Annotated in this window: 12 protein-coding genes; 6 read left to right on the top strand and 6 right to left on the bottom strand. The window is 73.0% G+C overall.

The annotated features are described in order from the left end of the window. Positions 1-19: 19 nt before the first annotated feature. Positions 20-1174 (bottom strand): NYN domain-containing protein, encoded by a 1155-nt coding sequence (locus ACZ6ZR_RS12005; protein ID WP_465641957.1) that lies wholly within the window; start codon positions 1172-1174, stop codon positions 20-22. A 191-nt stretch (positions 1175-1365) separates the two neighbouring features. Here ACZ6ZR_RS12005 and ACZ6ZR_RS12000 point away from each other — a divergent pair, with 191 nt between their 5' ends. Next, positions 1366-2124, top strand: a complete 759-nt coding sequence (locus ACZ6ZR_RS12000; protein ID WP_465641956.1) for a hypothetical protein — start codon at positions 1366-1368, stop codon at positions 2122-2124. 31 nt (positions 2125-2155) lie between these two features. On the opposite strand, the gene ACZ6ZR_RS11995 is transcribed toward ACZ6ZR_RS12000, so the two are convergent. Continuing rightward, positions 2156-3184 carry an aspartate-semialdehyde dehydrogenase gene (locus ACZ6ZR_RS11995; RefSeq protein ID WP_465641955.1) on the bottom strand — a complete coding sequence of 343 codons (1029 nt, stop codon included), beginning with the start codon at positions 3182-3184 and terminating at the stop codon, positions 2156-2158. A 262-nt stretch (positions 3185-3446) separates the two neighbouring features. Beyond that, positions 3447-4307, bottom strand: coding sequence for a dihydrodipicolinate synthase family protein (locus ACZ6ZR_RS11990; RefSeq protein WP_465641954.1), 861 nt, complete (start codon positions 4305-4307; stop codon positions 3447-3449). 72 nt (positions 4308-4379) lie between these two features. Here ACZ6ZR_RS11990 and ACZ6ZR_RS11985 point away from each other — a divergent pair, with 72 nt between their 5' ends. Together ACZ6ZR_RS11985 and dnaE are read left to right on the top strand one after the other, a co-directional pair. Further along, entirely contained in the window at positions 4380-5276 is an 897-nt protein-coding gene (locus ACZ6ZR_RS11985; protein ID WP_465641953.1) for a LysR family transcriptional regulator, read from the top strand. Between the two features lie 70 nt (positions 5277-5346). Then, positions 5347-8907, top strand: coding sequence for a DNA polymerase III subunit alpha (gene dnaE, locus ACZ6ZR_RS11980; RefSeq protein WP_465641952.1), 3561 nt, complete (start codon positions 5347-5349; stop codon positions 8905-8907). A 27-nt stretch (positions 8908-8934) separates the two neighbouring features. Here the strand turns inward: dnaE and ACZ6ZR_RS11975 are convergent, their stop codons facing one another. After that, on the bottom strand, positions 8935-9390 hold the full coding sequence (locus ACZ6ZR_RS11975; protein WP_465641951.1) for an Lrp/AsnC family transcriptional regulator: 456 nt from the start codon (positions 9388-9390) through the stop codon (positions 8935-8937). Between the two features lie 202 nt (positions 9391-9592). Here ACZ6ZR_RS11975 and ACZ6ZR_RS11970 point away from each other — a divergent pair, with 202 nt between their 5' ends. After that, positions 9593-10594 carry an asparaginase gene (locus tag ACZ6ZR_RS11970; protein ID WP_465641950.1) on the top strand — a complete coding sequence of 334 codons (1002 nt, stop codon included), beginning with the start codon at positions 9593-9595 and terminating at the stop codon, positions 10592-10594. A gap of 136 nt (positions 10595-10730) precedes the next feature. Further along, the gene (locus ACZ6ZR_RS11965) at positions 10731-12071 is read left to right on the top strand and encodes a DUF2252 domain-containing protein (RefSeq protein WP_465641949.1); all 1341 of its coding nucleotides are present in this window, start codon (positions 10731-10733) and stop codon (positions 12069-12071) included. A 4-nt stretch (positions 12072-12075) separates the two neighbouring features. On the opposite strand, the gene ACZ6ZR_RS11960 is transcribed toward ACZ6ZR_RS11965, so the two are convergent. Next, entirely contained in the window at positions 12076-13545 is a 1470-nt protein-coding gene (locus ACZ6ZR_RS11960; protein ID WP_465641948.1) for a sensor histidine kinase, read from the bottom strand. Positions 13546-13600: 55 nt separating this feature from the next. Then, positions 13601-14284: a response regulator gene (locus ACZ6ZR_RS11955; protein ID WP_465641947.1), complete on the bottom strand. Its 684-nt coding sequence runs from the start codon at positions 14282-14284 to the stop codon at positions 13601-13603. 126 nt (positions 14285-14410) lie between these two features. Here ACZ6ZR_RS11955 and ACZ6ZR_RS11950 point away from each other — a divergent pair. Further along, positions 14411-15744, top strand: a 1334-nt coding sequence (locus ACZ6ZR_RS11950; RefSeq protein ID WP_465641946.1) for a DUF2079 domain-containing protein, incomplete at its 3' end; no start/stop codon positions are given.

The following is a 15744-nucleotide window of genomic DNA, read 5'->3' as shown; positions in this document are numbered from 1 at the left end:
CGCCGCCCCTGACCTGCCGTCAGTCCTGGGCGACCGCCAGGCCGGGGCGGGGCACCGCCTCGGCGAAGGCGTCCCAGAAGCCGGCCCGGATGGCGTAGCGGTGCTCCTCGTCGATCTGGTCGTCGCGGGCGGCGAGCAGGCCGAACCGGGCGGCGTAGCGCAGCAGTTCGGCGTCCAGGCGGTGCGGGATGCGCGGGTGGTCGGCCCAGAGGCGGGTGAGGACGGTGTCCGCGCCCAGCCGGGAGAGCCAGCGGACGGCGAAGCGGCGGCCCACCGCCTCGGCGTCGGCGGGCGCCGAGGCGGAGTCCTCCTCGCGGTCGGCCCAGCGCTGCTCGGGGCCGGTGAGCTCGGCCAGGGTGGGCGGGCCGACCGGGACCGTGGCGGACGCGGCCGCGAGACGGTCGGAGGACCAGCGGAGCACCAGGGCGGGCGGCATGCCCGGGGCCGGCCGCACGGCCAGGTCGCGCGGGGTCGGGACCACCCGTAGGCCGGCCGGACCGGGCCGCACCGCGGCGGCGGGAGCGTCCTGGTCCGGGGCGTCCGGCTCCGGGACGCCGGCGGGTGACGCCTCGTCGGGCACCGCGGGGGCCGCCGCCGAGAGCGGGAGCTGGACCGAGGCCGGGAGTTCGCGCGACTGGGCCCAGCGCTCGACGAAGGCCCGGTCCAGCACCTGCCGTTCGTCGGCCTCGGAGACCAGGTCCTCGGACTGGTTGAAGTCGTGGTCCACCGGCTGCACCGCCCACAGGTGCACCACCACGCCGTGCTCCTTGGCGCAGACCATGCCGGGCAGCAGGTCGCCGTCGCCGCTGAGCAGCACCAGGTCGGCGCAGGCCCGGTTGTGGGCGAGCTCGGTGAGCTCGGCGTGCATCGCCGCGTCCACGCCCTTCTGCACCCAGCGCCCCTCGGCCCGGGTCAGCGCGCCGAGCCGGACGGTGACCCGGGGGAGGCTGCGCAGCCGCCGGTGTTCGGGAAGCGAGCGGCGGTCGGGGGCGGCGTCGAACCAGTAGATCCGCAGCAGCGGCAGCCCGGTCTCGGCCTCGGCCCGTTCCGCCAGCGCGGTGGCCAGCCCGGCGTGATCGACCGTCAGCCGGGCCCGGCTCGGCTGGCCGGTCAGCAGGTTGGCCGTCGCACCCAGCAGGTATCCGGCGTCCACCAGGACGACGCAGCGGTCCACTCCACACCACTTCCCTCCGAAGGCCGCCGGGCGGGATGAAGACTGTGGGGGCCCACTCCGGCAGCGGGCCGGCGATCGGACTCGCACCGCCGGTGGGCACTCTTTACCCCCCGATCGCCCGGCGAACCTCCGGCCGCGTCGCGGGCCGCCTCACCGGCGGCCGCGCCCGGCCCGGTCATACTGGAACGATCATGCGGAAGACCCGAGTCGCGCTGTACCTGGTGACGGCCCTGGCCGCGGGGGCCGTGCTGCTGGCCCCGAAGGTCGGCGTGGACGGCTCGCGCGGCGACACCGCAGTGACCGCGATCTCGGTCAACGACGGGCGGCCGATCGTGCTCGGCATCTCCGAAGGGGCCACGGTGCCGCTGGTGCTGACGGCCCGTGACGGCTCGGGGATCGCCTCGGTCGGCCCGATCGGGGTCTGGGGGCCGCGCTACGGGGTGCTCGGGGTCAGCCCGCTGGAGTGCACGGCGCAGGGCCCCTCCTCCACCTGCCGGGGGACGGTGACGGTCCGTCCGACCCGGCGGGAGATCTACGACGACGAGGCCGGCACCTGGTTCGTGGACCTCAAGGTGCGGGCCAGGGACGGGGACCGGTACGTGAACCAGACGGCCGGCGGCTTCTCGATCAAGCAGGCCACCCGCCTGGACATCGGCGGGGTCCCCGAGCGGGTCGCGCCCGGCGAGGAGCTGAAGGTCACCGGCCGGCTGGAGCGGGCCTCCTGGCAGGACCAGCGGTACCACGCCTACCCCGGCGGAAGCGTCCGCCTCCAGTTCCGCCCGGCCTGGAGCGACGTCTGGACCACCGTCACGGAGTCCTACCCGCAGCCGGACGGGTCGCTCGACGCGACCGTCCCGGCGACCGAGTCCGGGGCCTACCAGTGGTACTACCCCGGCGACACCTGGGCCGGGGAGGCGCTCTCGCGCGTGATGCCGGTCAGCGTCGGCTGACCGGCATCACGACGGGGGCCATGACGGGACGTCAGGCCTGGAGCTCGGCGGCGACCAGCTCGGCGATCTGGACCGCGTTCAGCGCCGCGCCCTTGCGCAGGTTGTCGTTGGAGAGGAACAGCGCGAGGCCGTTCTCCACCGTCTCGTCCACCCGGATCCGGCCGACGTAGGACGGGTCCTTGCCGGCCGCCTGGAGCGGGGTGGGGATCTCGGAGAGCTCCACGCCCGGGGCCTCGGCGAGCAGCTCGTACGCGCGCTCGACGCTGATCGGGGAGTCGAAGCGGGCGTTCACCTGGAGCGAGTGGCCGGAGAAGACCGGGACGCGCACGCAGGTGCCGGAGACCTTGAGCTCCGGGATGCCGAGGATCTTGCGGGACTCGTGACGGAGCTTCTGCTCCTCGTCGGTCTCGAAGGAGCCGTCGTCCACCAGGTTGCCCGCGAGCGGCACCACGTTGAAGGCGATCGGACGCTGGTAGACGCCCGGGTTGGTGACCTGGACGGCCTCGCCGTCGAAGGCCAGCTGGTCGGCCTTCTCGGCGATCTCGCAGGCCTGGCGGTGCAGCTCGGCGACGCCGGCCAGGCCGGAGCCGGAGACGGCCTGGTAGGTGGTGGCGACCAGCGCGGTCAGGCCGGCCTCGTCGTGCAGCGGGCGCAGCACCGGCATGGCGGCCATGGTGGTGCAGTTCGGGTTGGCGATGATGCCCTTGGGGCGGTTCGCGATCGCGTCCGGGTTGACCTCGGAGACCACCAGCGGGACCTCGGGGTCACGGCGCCAGGCCGAGGAGTTGTCGATCACCACGGCGCCGGCCGCGGCGACCTTGGGGGCCAGCGCCTTGGCGGTGGAGCCACCGGCCGAGAAGATCACGATGTCCAGGCCGGAGTAGTCGGCGGTCTCGGCGTCCTCGACGGTGACCTCGCCGTCCTGCCACGGCAGCGTCTTGCCGGCCGAACGGGCCGAGGCGAACAGCCGCAGCTCCGTCACCGGGAACTTCCGCTCCGCCAGAATGCCGCGAACCACTCCACCGACCTGGCCGGTGGCGCCAACGATGCCGATCCTCATCGGGATACTCCTCCTGTGTTGTGCTCGATCAGAAGTCCGCACACTCCGCCCATCATGCCTGGTCGGACGGGTGCGGTGGGACGGTGTTCCACTGGGTGGGCGGGCAGCCGGGGCGCCGGAGCGGAAAACCGGCGGCCGCAGTGTCCGGCCGCCCCGGATTCGCCGGTGGCCGGACCGCGGGGCTGGAAGAATCCGTCCGGCCGAAAACCCGATACCGGGTCAGCTCATACCTCGTCAGGCCGCCGGTCGCCGTCGGAGCCCGTCAGGCCGTGACCGCCGCCAGGGCGGCCAGCGCGGCGGCCACCGACTCCGGCCCGGCCGGGAGCAGCGGGAGCCGGACGTCCGGGGTCGGGATGCGGCCCTGGGCGTGCAGCACGCCCTTGATCACGGTCGGGTTGGGCTCGGCGAAGCAGGCCGCCGAGAGCCGGGCCAGCCGCAGGCCGAGCGCGCGCTCCCGGGTGCCGGTGAACTCCGCGAAGGAGCCGGTGGCCAGGTGGGCCGAGGCCAGGATGCCGCCGGTGGCGCCGAGCGCGAGCAGCGGCAGCAGGAACGGGTCGTCCCCGGCCAGCACCGCGAAGCCGGGCGGCAGGTCGCCGAGCAGCGCGACGGTCTCGCCGTCGATGCCGCCCGCGGCGTACTTCACCCCGGCCACGCCCTCCAGCGCGCCGATCCGGCGCAGCGCGTCCGCGTCCAGCGCCTGCCCGGTGCGGTAGGGGATGTGATAGACGATCAGCGGCACCGGGCTGCCCGCCGCCAGCGCCTCGAAGTGCGCCAGGGCGCCCGCCGCGCCGGGCCGGGTGAAGGCCGGGACGGTGACCAGCGCGGCGTCGGCCACCCCGGCCAGCTCGCCGAGCGCGGCGACCGTGCGGCGGGTGTCGTTGCCGCCGGTGCCGACGGTGAGCACGGCGCCGTGGTCACGGGCGGCCTTGGCGCAGACCTCGACCACGGCCAGCTTCTCGTCCTCGTCCAGGGTGGCCACCTCGGCGGTGGTGCCGAGCGCGACCAGCCCGGCCGCGCCCTCGGCGAGCGCCTCCCGGGCCAGCCGGTCGAGGGCGTCCAAGGCGAGGGTGCCGTCGGCCTCGAAGGGGGTGACCAGGGGGACGTGGATGCCGTGGAGTTCCATGCCGTCGAGCCTCTCCCCCGACGTACCATCAGGTCCAGTTCTGATTTCCGAGGCTTTGCGTAAGCTCAGCTTGTGCTCGACGTCCGCCGCCTCCGGCTGCTCCGTGAACTCGCCCACCGCGGCACCATCGCCGCCGTCGCCGAATCGCTGGCCTTCAGCGCCTCGGCGGTCTCCCAGCAGCTCTCGGCGCTGGAGCGGGAGGCGGGCGTGCCGCTGCTGGAGCGCACCGGCCGCCGGGTGGCGCTCACCCCGGCCGGGCTGAACCTGGTCCGGCACGCCGAGGCGGTGCTGGAGCGGCTGGAGCAGGCCTCGGCCGAACTGGCCGACGCCAGACGGGGGTTGGCGGGCCCGCTGCGGATCGGCACCTATCCGTCGGCGGCCCGGGCGATCGTCCCCGGCGCGCTGGCCGCGCTGGCGCGCGAGCACCCCGGGCTGGTCCCGATGGTGACGGAGGTGGACCCGGCGCTGGTCTCGGCGATGCTGCGGGCCGGGGAGCTGGACGTGGCGCTGGTGCACGAGTACGACTTCGTGCCGGCCGACCCGGAGCCGGGGCTGGCGGCGGAGCCGCTGTTCACCGAGCCGATGTACCTGGCCGCGCCCGCGCCGGGAGCGATCGCGGACCACCGGGACGGCCGGTGGATCGTCTCGCCGCACGGCACGCTCTGCCACACCATGGTGGTCCGGGCCTGCCAGGCCTCCGGCTTCACCCCGCTGATCGCCCATCAGATCGACGACTTCGCGACGGTGCTCGCGCTGGTCGCGGTGGGCCAGGGGGTGGCCCTCGTCCCGCACCTCGGCGCCTCCCCCGCACCCCCCGGCGTGCACCTCACCAGGCTGCCGATGGCCCGCCGCACCAGGACCGCCTTCCGGGCCGGCGCGGGCCGCCATCCGGCCGTCGCGGCCTTCACCGCGGCGGTCCGCGAGGCCCTCCCCGAGGACCTCCGTGGAGGGGTCGAAGACGCTCCGTGACGGTGACCGCGACCGTCTGCGGACCGCGCTAGGGTGGGGTCTTCCGTCTAGCCTGAGGAGCCGTCCCACCGTGGCCGACAGCTTTGTTCACCTGCATGTCCACACCGAGTACTCGATGCTCGACGGAGCTGCGAAGAACGGGAAGCTGTTCGGTGAGGTGGCCAAGCAAGGCATGCCCGCGATCGCGATGAGCGACCACGGGAACATGTTCGGCGCGTACGAGTTCTTCCAGACCTCGAAGAAGTTCGACGGCGTCACCCCGATCATCGGCATCGAGGCCTACGTCGCCCCCGGCTCCCGCTTCGAGAAGAAGCCGGTCTTCTGGGCCCCGGGCGGCAAGCGCGAGGTGAGCGCGGACGGCGAGGGCGGCAAGGACGTCTCCGGTGGTGGCCGGTACACCCACATGACCATGTGGGCGCAGAACGCCACCGGCCTGCGCAACCTCTTCAAGCTCTCCTCGCTCGCGTCGATGGAGGGCTACTACATGAAGCCCCGGATGGACCGCGAGCTGATCGCCGCGAACGCCGCCGGGATCATCGCCACCACCGGCTGCCCCTCCGGCGAGGTGCAGACCAGGCTCCGGCTCGGCCAGTACGAGGAGGCCGTCAAGGCCGCCGACGCCTACCAGCAGATCTTCGGCCGGGAGAACTACTTCCTGGAGCTGATGGACCACGACCTGTCCATCGAGCGCGACGTCCGGGACGGCCTGCTCCGCCTGGCCAAGCAACTGGACATCCCGCTGCTGGCCACCAACGACTCGCACTACGTGACGGCCGATCAGGCCGACGCCCACGACAGCCTGCTCTGCGTCGGCGTGGGCAAGAACAAGGACGACCCGAACCGCTTCAAGTTCAACGGCTCCGGCTACTACATCAAGACCCCCGAGGAGATGCAGGAGCTGTTCCGCGACCTCCCCGAGGCCTGCCGGAACACCCTGGAGATCGCCTCCCGGATCGAGCCGTACGACGAGGTCTTCACCTACGTCGACCGGATGCCGCAGTTCGACGTGCCCGAGGGCGAGACGCAGGCCTCGTACCTGCGCAAGAAGATCGCCGAGGGCGTGCAGCGCCGGTACGGGGACAACCCCAGCCAGGAGGTGCTGGACCGGATCGAGCTGGAGATGGGCGTCATCTCCCCGATGGGCTTCGACGCGTACTTCCTCGTGGTCGCCGACATCTGCCAGTACGGGCGGGACAACGGGATCTCGGTCGGCCCCGGCCGTGGGTCGGCGGCCGGCTCGATGGTGTCGTACCTCACCGGCATCACCCAGCTCGACCCGCTGGAGCACGACCTGCTCTTCGAGCGGTTCCTGAACCCCGAGCGCATCAACCCCCCGGACGTCGACATCGACTTCGACGACCGCCAGCGCGACCAGATGGTGCGCTACGTCACCGACAAGTACGGCGAGGCGTACACCGCCCAGGTGAACACCTTCGGCACCATCAAGGCCAAGGCGGCCGTGAAGGACGCCAACCGCATCCTGGGCTACCCGTTCGCGATGGGCGACCGGATCACCAAGGCGATGCCGCCGGACGTGATGGGCAAGGGCGTCCCGCTCGCCGACCTGTTCAACGAGAAGCACCCTCGCTACAACGAGGGCACCGAGATCCGGAACATGTACGGCAACGAGCCGGACGTGAAGAAGATCATCGACACCGGCCTGGGCATCGAGGGCCTGATCCGCGGCACCGGCGTGCACGCCGCGGCGGTCATCCTCTCCTCCACGCCGCTGCTGGAACTGATCCCGCTGCACAAGCGGGACAAGGACGGCGTGATCATCACCGGCTTCGACTACCCGTCGTGCGAAGCCATGGGCCTGATCAAGATGGACTTCCTGGGTCTGCGGAACCTGGGCATCATCGACCACTGCCTCAAGATCATCAAGTCCAACCGGGGCACGGACGTCGACATCGAGAAGATCCCGATCGACGACCCGACCACCTACCAGATGCTGGCCCGGGGCGACACGCTCGGCGTCTTCCAGCTCGACGGTGGCCCCATGCGCGCCCTGCTGCGGCTGATGAAGCCCACCGAGTTCGCCGACATCTCCGCCGTCTCGGCGCTGTACCGGCCCGGCCCGATGGGCATGAACTCGCACACCAACTACGCGCTCCGCAAGAACGGGCAGCAGGAGATCCTGCCGATCCACCCCGAGCTGGAGGAGCCGCTCAAGGAGGTCCTCGGCCCCACCTACGGCCTGATCGTCTATCAGGAGCAGGTGCAGCGAGCCGCCCAGGTGCTGGCCGGCTACAGCCTCGGACAGGCCGACCTGCTCCGCCGCGCGATGGGCAAGAAGAAGAAGGAGGTCCTGGAGAAGGAGTTCGTCCCCTTCCACGCGGGCTGCAAGGAGCGCGGCTACTCGGACGCGGCGATCCAGGCGGTCTGGGACGTGCTGGTCCCGTTCGCCGGCTACGCGTTCAACAAATCGCACTCCGCCGCGTACGGCCTGGTCTCCTACCAGACGGCCTACCTCAAGGCGAACTACCCCGCCGAGTACATGGCCGCCCTGCTCACCTCGGTCGCGGACGACAAGGACAAGATGGCCGTCTACCTGGCCGAGTGCCGGGCGATGGGCATCAAGATCCTCTCCCCCGACGTCAACGAGTCGGTGGTCGACTTCACCGCCGTCGGCACCGACGTCCGCTTCGGCCTCAAGGCCGTCCGCAACGTCGGCGTCCCGGTCATCGAGTCGCTGGTCAACACCCGCAAGGAGAAGGGGAAGTACGCCTCCTTCGCGGACTTCCTGGACAAGGTCGAGCTGGTGGTGTGCAACAAGCGCACCGTCGACTCCCTGATCAAGGCCGGCGGCTTCGACTCGCTCGGCCACTCCCGACTCTCGCTCAACTCGGTGCACGAGAACGCGATCGACGCCGTCACCGGCGTCAAGAAGCAGCAGGCGATCGGCCAGGACGACCTGTTCGGCGCGATGGACAACGGCGAGGACATCCCGACCATCGGGCTGGACTTCGAGCTCACCGAGAAGGAGTGGCCGCGCAAGCAACTCCTCTCCCTGGAGCGGGAGATGCTCGGCCTGTACGTCTCCAGCCACCCGCTGGACGGCGCCGAGCACATCCTGGCCCGCAACCGCGACGTCTCGATCGCCGAACTCCTCGGCTCCGGCCGCACCGAGGGCGAGGTCCGCCTGGCCGGCCTGATCACCGCCGTCGACCGCCGGATCAACAAGGCCGGCAACGCCTGGGCGATCATCACCCTGGCCGACCGCGACGGCTCGGTCGAGGTGCTGTTCTTCCCGGCCTCCTACAACCTGATGTCGGAGCAGATGGTCGAGGACAACGTGATCTCGATCCGCGGCCGGCTCAACGAACGCGACGGCGCACTCAGCGTCTTCGGCCAGGAGATCACCACCCTGGACGTCTCCTCCGCCGAACACGGCGGCAAGCCGCCGATCCTGATCACCGTCCCGTCCAACCGGGTCAACCCCGAGATGGTCTCCGAGTTCAAGAGCGCCCTGCGCTCCCACCCCGGCGACGTCCCGGTCCGCCTCCTCACCACCTCCCGCGAGAAGAACGTCCTCTTCGAGCTCGGCTTCCTGGTCAACCCCGACAACGGAGCCTTCGCCTCCGAGGTCAAGACCCTCCTCGGCCCCTCCGCCTGGAGCAACGCCCTTTAGCAGCAGGGCTCTTGAGGCCCCGGGCGGTCAGCCGGAGACCGGCAGGCCGGCCGGGGCCTTGATGCGTTTCATGATGATCTGGGAGTTGACCTCGGTGACGCCGGCGAGGGTGGTGAGCTTCTCGATCCAGAGGCGTTCGTAGGACTTGAGGTCGGCGACGGCGATGCGCAGCAGGCAGCCGGGGCTGCCGAAGAGGCGGTAGGCCTCGATCACGTCGGGGATGTCCTGGAGGGCGGCCTCGAAGGCCTCGACGGCCTCGCGTTCGCGGCGGACCTCGACCGAGACCAGCACCTCGAAGCCCCGGCCCACCGCCTCCGGGCTGACCACGGCGCGGTAGCCCTCGATCACGCCGTCCTCCTCCAGCTGGCGGACCCGGCGCAGGCAGGGCGAGGGGGTGAGCCCGACCCGCTGGGCCAGCTCCTGGTTGCTGAGGCGGCCGTCGCGCTGGAGCTCGCGCAAGATGTCACGGTCGATGCGGTCCATGGCGCAATCCTATGCCCCGGTCCGCGTCAGGTCGGGCAAGAATTGGCGATCGTATTGCGCGATGATTCGCTTATTCTTGCCAGGAGCGTTCCGCCACAGCGGAGACCGACACGGCAGCCCGGCCCAGGCGAACAGCCAGGGACCGGGCTGCTCTCCTTTCCAGCCGATTCCCTTTCGGCCGAGCCCAGCCCAGGAGGCAGCCATGGCACGGATCGTCGTGATCAGCACCGGTGGCACCATCGCCAGCCGCTGGCAGGGATCGGGGTACGCGGCGGACGCGCACGGCGAGGAGGTCATGGAGACCGCCCCCGTGCCGGAGGGCGTGGAGATCGAGGTCATCGACCTGTTCAGCGTGAACAGCCCTCGGCTGACCACCCGTCACCAGCTGACGCTGCTGCGCACCGTGCACGAGGTGCTGGCCGACCCGGGCGTGGACGGCATCGTGGTGACCCACGGCACCGACACCCTGGAGGAGTCGGCCTTCCTGCTCGACCTGCACCACGACGACCCGCGCCCGGTGGTGTTCACCGGCGCGCAGCTGCCGATGGGCACCGCCGACGGCGACGGGCCGGCGAACCTGCACGACGCCCTGCTGACCGCCGCCACCGCGCGGGGCCTGGGCGTGCTGGTGGTCTTCGACGGCCGGGTGCACGCGGCCCGCGGCACCGTGAAGGTGCGGACCCTGGCGGCGGACGCGTTCGCCGACCCCTCCGGCCACCGGATCGGGGACGTCGGCTTCGGCAGCGCGGTGATCCTCCGCCAGCCCCGGCGCCCCGCCCCGCTGGCGGTGCCGGAGCTGCCGGAGACCTCGCCCCGGGTCGACCTGGTGATGCACCACTCGGACGCCGACCCGGTGCTGTTCCGGGCCGCGCTGGCGGCCGGCGCGCAGGGCGTGGTGCTGGTCGCCACCGGCGCGGGCAACGCCACCCCCGAGTTCGTCGAGGCGGTCGCCGAGGCCACCGCCGCGGGCGTCCTGGTGGCGCTCACCACCCGGGTGGAGTCCGGCCCGGTGGCCGAGATCTACACCCACGGCGGCGCGGTGGACCTGGTCGCCGCCGGCGCGGTGCCGACCGGCACGCTGCGGGCCGGGCAGGCCCGGATCGCGATCCTGGCCGCCGTGCTCGGCGCTGACGGCCCGCAGGGCCGCACGGCGCTGCTGCGGCGGGCGCTGGCCGCCGAGACCCCGGTGCTCGCCGCGGCCTGAGCGCCCCCGCGGAGCTCCGTTCACCCCGGCGTCGGCCCCCGGTCACCCACCGGGGGCCGACGTGCGGGAACCCGTCCGCATACTGTGGCGTCATCCCGAGCAGGACCCGACGACGCACCACAGAGGACGCCCCAGCATGCCGCAGCAGCAGAACGCCGCCCAGCGCGAGCCCGAGCGGGCCGAGACCATCCTGCGGGTGTTCGACACCGCCTTCGGCCGGCTGCTGGCCGAGGACCCGGCCGCGTTCCGGGTGAAGTTCCGCAAGATGGCCGCCTCCGCCTTCGCCTTCTACCGGGGCACCGCCGGGCTGTACTACGCCGATCTGACGACGGCTCCGTTCGAGGCCTACGGCGCGCCGTACCTGGACGCCCGGACCAGCCGGGTCTGGATCCACGGCGACCTGCACGCGGAGAACTTCGGCACCTACCTCAACTCCGAGGGCCGGCTGGTCTTCAACGTCAACGACTTCGACGAGGCCTACGTCGGCGCCTTCACCTGGGACGTCCAGCGCCTCGCCGCCAGCCTGGCCCTGCTCGGCTACGCCAAGGCGCTCTCCGACCGCACCATCTCCGAGCTGGTGCGCGCCTTCGCCGACGCCTACCGGGCGCGGATCGGCGCGCTGGCCGCCGGCGACCAGGCCGAGGCGTACACCCTGGACACCGCCGAGGGCCCGCTGCTGGAGACCCTGCGCCGGGCCCGGCTGCAGACCAGGGTGGCGCTGCTGGAGCAGGACACCGTGATCGAGGGGTACGAGCGCCGGTTCCGCTCCGGCGGCGGCACCATCCCACTGGACCAGGAGACCCGGGCCGCAGTGCTGACCGCCTTCGAGCAGTACCTGGCCACCCTGCCGCCGGCCACCCGCACCCGGCCGGACGCGCTGCGGGTGAAGGACGTGGTGGGCCGCCGGGGCATCGGCATCGGCAGCGCCGGGCTGCCCTCCTACAACGTGCTGCTGGAGGGCCACACCGACGCGCTGGAGAACGACGTCGTCATCTACCTGAAGCAGGGTCAGACCCCGGCCGTCTCGCACCACGTGACGGACCCGGCGATCCGCGAGTTCTTCGCCCACGAGGGCCACCGCACCGTCATCTCGCAGCGCGCGCTGCAGGCGCACAGCGACCCCTGGCTGGGCTGGACCACCTTCCGGGGCGAGGGCATGCTGGTCGCCGAGGTCTCCCCGTACTCCTCGGACCTGGACTGGAGCGACCTGACCGAGCCGGCCGACCTGCGGGACGTGGTGACCCACCTGGGCCGGGCCACCGCCGGGATGCACGCGGCGGCCGACGTCTCCTCCAGCGGCCACGGGCTGGTGCCGTTCTCCACCGAGCACGCCATCGACGCCGCGATCGGCGGCCGGGGCGGGGAGTTCGCCGACATGCTGGTGGACTTCGCCCACGCCTACGGGGACCGGGCCCGGCTGGACCACCAGATCTTCGTCGACCTGTTCCGCAACGGCCGGATCCCCGGGCTCGGCTGAGCTCTCAACCCGCTTGCGGGAAGCGGGCGGTGAGCACGGCGCCGCCCGCACCCGGGGCCACCGCGAGGCTGCCGCCGTGGCCGGTGGCGATCTCCCGGGCGATGGCCAGGCCGAGGCCCGAGCCACCGGCCGAGCGGGTGCGGGCGTCGTCGAGCCGGGTGAACCGCTCGAAGACCCGCTCCCGGTCGGCCTCAGGGATGCCCGGGCCGTCGTCCCGCACCTCCAGCCGGACCGCGCCGTGCTCCTCCACCACCACCCGAACGGTGACGGCGCCGCCGGCGTGCCGGCAGGCGTTGTCCAGCAGGTTGCGCAGCAGCCGCTCCAACCGGACGGCGCTGCCGGTCACTTCGGCCCGCCCGCCGGTCTCGGCGGTCAGCAGCAGCCCGGCCGTCCGGGGCAGGTGCCGGTACTCCTCGACCAGGTCGAGCACCAGCCCGGTCAGGTCCACCGGCCCGCGCACCGGCCCCTCCGCAGGCCCGGCCGCCGCGCCGCCGTCCAGGCGGTTGAGCAGCAGCAGGTCGTCGGTGAGCCGCTGCAGCCGCTGGATGTCACCGACCGCCTCCCGGACCGCCACCGGCCAGTCCACCCCCTCCGGGTGGGCGAGCGAACCCTCCAGCGAGGCACGGAGGTTGGCGATCGGGCTGCGCAGCTCGTGCGAGGCGTCGCCGACGAAGCGGCGCTGCCGCTCGGCGGACCGCGCCAGCCGGTCGAGCACCTCGTTGGTGGTCCGGGCCAGGCTGGTCAGCTCGTCCCCGCTGCGCGGCACCGGCACCCGGCCGTCCAGCGAACGGACGCTCAACTCGGCCAGCCCGCGCCGGATCGCCTCCACCGGGCGCATCGCCCGGCCCGCCGTCAGCCAGGCCGTGGTGCCGGTGGCCAGGGCGAGGGTGGGCAGCCCGGCCTCGGCCATCCAGGTGATGTCGAACAGGTCGTACGACGCGGTGCCCCGCTCCTCCAGCCCCTTCACCATGGACCAGATCACCAGGGTGGGCACCAGGGCGGCGACGCCGGCGAGCAGCGCGGACCGGGCCCGCAGCGGTGCGTCCCGGCCGAGCGGCTCCAGGGCGAACCGGGTCACCAGGGCGACCACCACGGCGAACTGCGGCACGGCCACCCGGGGGCCGAGGTCGACCAGTGCCTCGATCACGAACGGGTACTGCGCGCCGTAGGAGGTCAGCCAGCGCAGGTCGCCCCAGGTCAGCAGGGCGGCGGTGATCCCGGGCAGCAGGGCCGCCCGCCACCGGCGGGCCGGGGCGGCCCACCGGCCGGCCACCCAACCGGCGGCGGCCACCGCCGCGCCCATGGCCAGCGGCCCGGGCAGACCGGCCGGGCCGAGCAGCAGGTCGTAGTGGTTCACCGCCCTCAGGGCCTCCAGGCCCTCCGGCGGTCGCAGGTCGCCCTCGATCACCAGGGGCGCCACCGACAGCAGCACCAGGGCGCCCGCCACCGCCCCGGTGGCCAGCGCGGCGCTCACCTTCCGGTGCTCCCGGAGCCACGCCAGCACCCACCGGGCCCCCGCTGTCGCAGCGTCAGGCAGCCGCACGGCCGACCAGCTTGTACCCGACCCCGCGCACGGTGGTGATGGTCTCCCGCCCGAACGGCGCGTCGATCTTCCGCCGCAGCGAACTCACGTACACCTCCACGATGTTGAGGTCCCCCTCGTAGTTGGCGTCCCAGACCTGGTCGACCACCTCGATCTTCGGGACCACCTCGTCGACCCGCTGCGCCAGGCACTCCAGCACCGCGAACTCCTTGGCCGTCAGCTCGATCCGCTCCTCGCCGCGGCCGCAGGTGCGGGCCGTCCGGTCGAGCCAGAGGTCGTCGATCCGCAGCACCGTCCGGCTCCTCCCCGAGCCGCCCCGGCGGAGCAGGGCGCGCAGCCGGGCCTCCAGCACCACGTAGGAGAACGGCTTGGCCAGGTAGTCGTCGGCGCCGGTGTCCAGCGCCTCGGCCTCGTCGTACTCGCCGTTCTTGGCGGTGAGCATGAGGATCGGGGTCTCCACCCCGGCCCGGCGCAGCCGGTCGCAGACCCGGTAGCCGTTCAGGCCGGGCAGCATCACGTCGAGCACGATCGCCGCGTACCCGCGCTCGGTCGCGGCCCAGAGGCCGTCCCGCCCGTCGTGCTCCACGTCCACGGCGTAGCCCGCCGCGGTCAGACCGCGGCGGAGGGCCTCGGCCAGCCGTTCCTCGTCCTCGATCACCAGCAAGCGCATTCGATCAGTATCCACACCATCGGCGGCGCTCCCTGAAGCGGTCTTCAGGGTCCTTCAGGAAGGCTTCAGCGGCGCGGTGTGAGCGTCGGGGTCTTCCCGTACCCGAGCCCGCCGGAGAACGCCCCGATGACGACGGCCACCGCCACCGCCCGCACCACCGCGCCGCTCCCGCCGGCGCCACCGCGCATACGGCGGGCGGCCGCCCCGTGGGCGGTCGGGGCGGGCGTCTTCGCGGTGTACGCGGCCGTGGCGCTGCGGCTGCACGCCCGCTTCGAGACCACCGGCTACGACCTGGGCATCTTCGGCCAGGCGGTGCGCCACTACGCGGCCGGCGAGCTGCCGGCCTCGGAGCTGCGCAGCGACGGCATACCGGGCCTGACGGCCTTTTCGCTGCTCGGCGACCACTTCCACCCGGTGCTGGCGCTGCTCGGCCCGCTGTACGCGCTGCTGCCGCGGGTGGAGCTGCTGCTGGTGGTGCAGGCCGCGCTGGTCGCGCTCTCCGCCGGGGTGGTCACCGGCTGCGCGGCCCGCCGGGGCCTCCGGGGCGCCCCCGCCCTCGGGCTGGCCTACGCCGGCGCCTGGGGGCTGCAGTCGCTGATCGGCTTCGACTTCCACGAAGTCGCCTTCGCCGTACCCCTGTTGGCGCTCTCGCTGACCGCCTGGCTGGACGGCCGGTGGGTGGCCTGCGCCTGGTGGGGGGCGGCGCTGCTGCTGGTGAAGGAGGACATGGGGATCACCGTGGCGGCGATCGGCGTGCTGCTGATCCGCCGTCACCTGCGGGCCGGGCTGGCGCTGTGCGTGGGCGGGCCGCTGGCCATGGCGCTGGTCCTGCTGGTGGTGCTGCCCGCCTTCAGCCCGAGCGGCGCGTACGGCTACCTGAGCTCCTCCTCCGGCACCTTCGGACTGTTCGAGGGGCTGGACACCAAGGCGAACACGGTGCTGATGCTGCTGCTGCCGACCGGCCTGCTCGCGGTGCGCAGCCCGCTGCTGCTGGTCGCCCTGCCCACCCTGGCCTGGCGGTTCGCCTCGGGGAACACGGTCTACTGGGGCACCTCGCACCACTACTCGGCGGTGCTGATGCCGGTGGTCTTCCTGGCCCTGGTGGACGGCCTGGCCCGGCTCCGGGCACACCCCCGCACGGCCGCCGTGCTGCCCGCCGCGCTGCTCGCGGTCGCGGCCCTGGTCAGCGTCGCCACCGTCCGGTCCGGGCCGCTGCTGCTGGCCCGGGCGAGCGCGCCCTCGTTCTGGACCGACCAGGACCGGCCGGCGGCCGGGCGGGCGGCGCTGGACCTGGTGCCGGCCGGTGCGGTGGTCGCGGCCTCCAACAGCGTGGCCCCGCACCTGACCGACCGGGCCACCGTCTACCTGCTCACCCCGGGCGCCTTCGCGGCGGGGCGGCCGGTGCCGCAGTGGCTGGTCGCCGACGAGGCCTCGGTCTGGCCCGGCCCGACGGCGGCCGC

The sequence above is a fragment of the Kitasatospora sp. NPDC088742 genome (assembly GCF_055584905.1).
The sequence above is the reverse complement of the archived record's forward strand: the minus strand, read 5'-3'. Positions and strand labels throughout refer to the sequence as shown.

Excerpts from the sequence above, each read along its gene's own strand:
- ACZ6ZR_RS11955 (WP_465641947.1), bottom strand. The coding sequence starts at position 14,284 with ATGCGCTTGCTGGTGATCGAGGACGAGGAACGGCTGGCCGAGGCCCTC.
- ACZ6ZR_RS11995 (WP_465641955.1), bottom strand. The coding sequence starts at position 3,184 with ATGAGGATCGGCATCGTTGGCGCCACCGGCCAGGTCGGTGGAGTGGTT.
- ACZ6ZR_RS11990 (WP_465641954.1), bottom strand. The coding sequence starts at position 4,307 with ATGGAACTCCACGGCATCCACGTCCCCCTGGTCACCCCCTTCGAGGCC.
- ACZ6ZR_RS11965 (WP_465641949.1), top strand. The coding sequence starts at position 10,731 with ATGCCGCAGCAGCAGAACGCCGCCCAGCGCGAGCCCGAGCGGGCCGAG.
- ACZ6ZR_RS11975 (WP_465641951.1), bottom strand. The coding sequence starts at position 9,390 with ATGGACCGCATCGACCGTGACATCTTGCGCGAGCTCCAGCGCGACGGC.
- ACZ6ZR_RS11970 (WP_465641950.1), top strand. The coding sequence starts at position 9,593 with ATGGCACGGATCGTCGTGATCAGCACCGGTGGCACCATCGCCAGCCGC.
- ACZ6ZR_RS12000 (WP_465641956.1), top strand. The coding sequence starts at position 1,366 with ATGCGGAAGACCCGAGTCGCGCTGTACCTGGTGACGGCCCTGGCCGCG.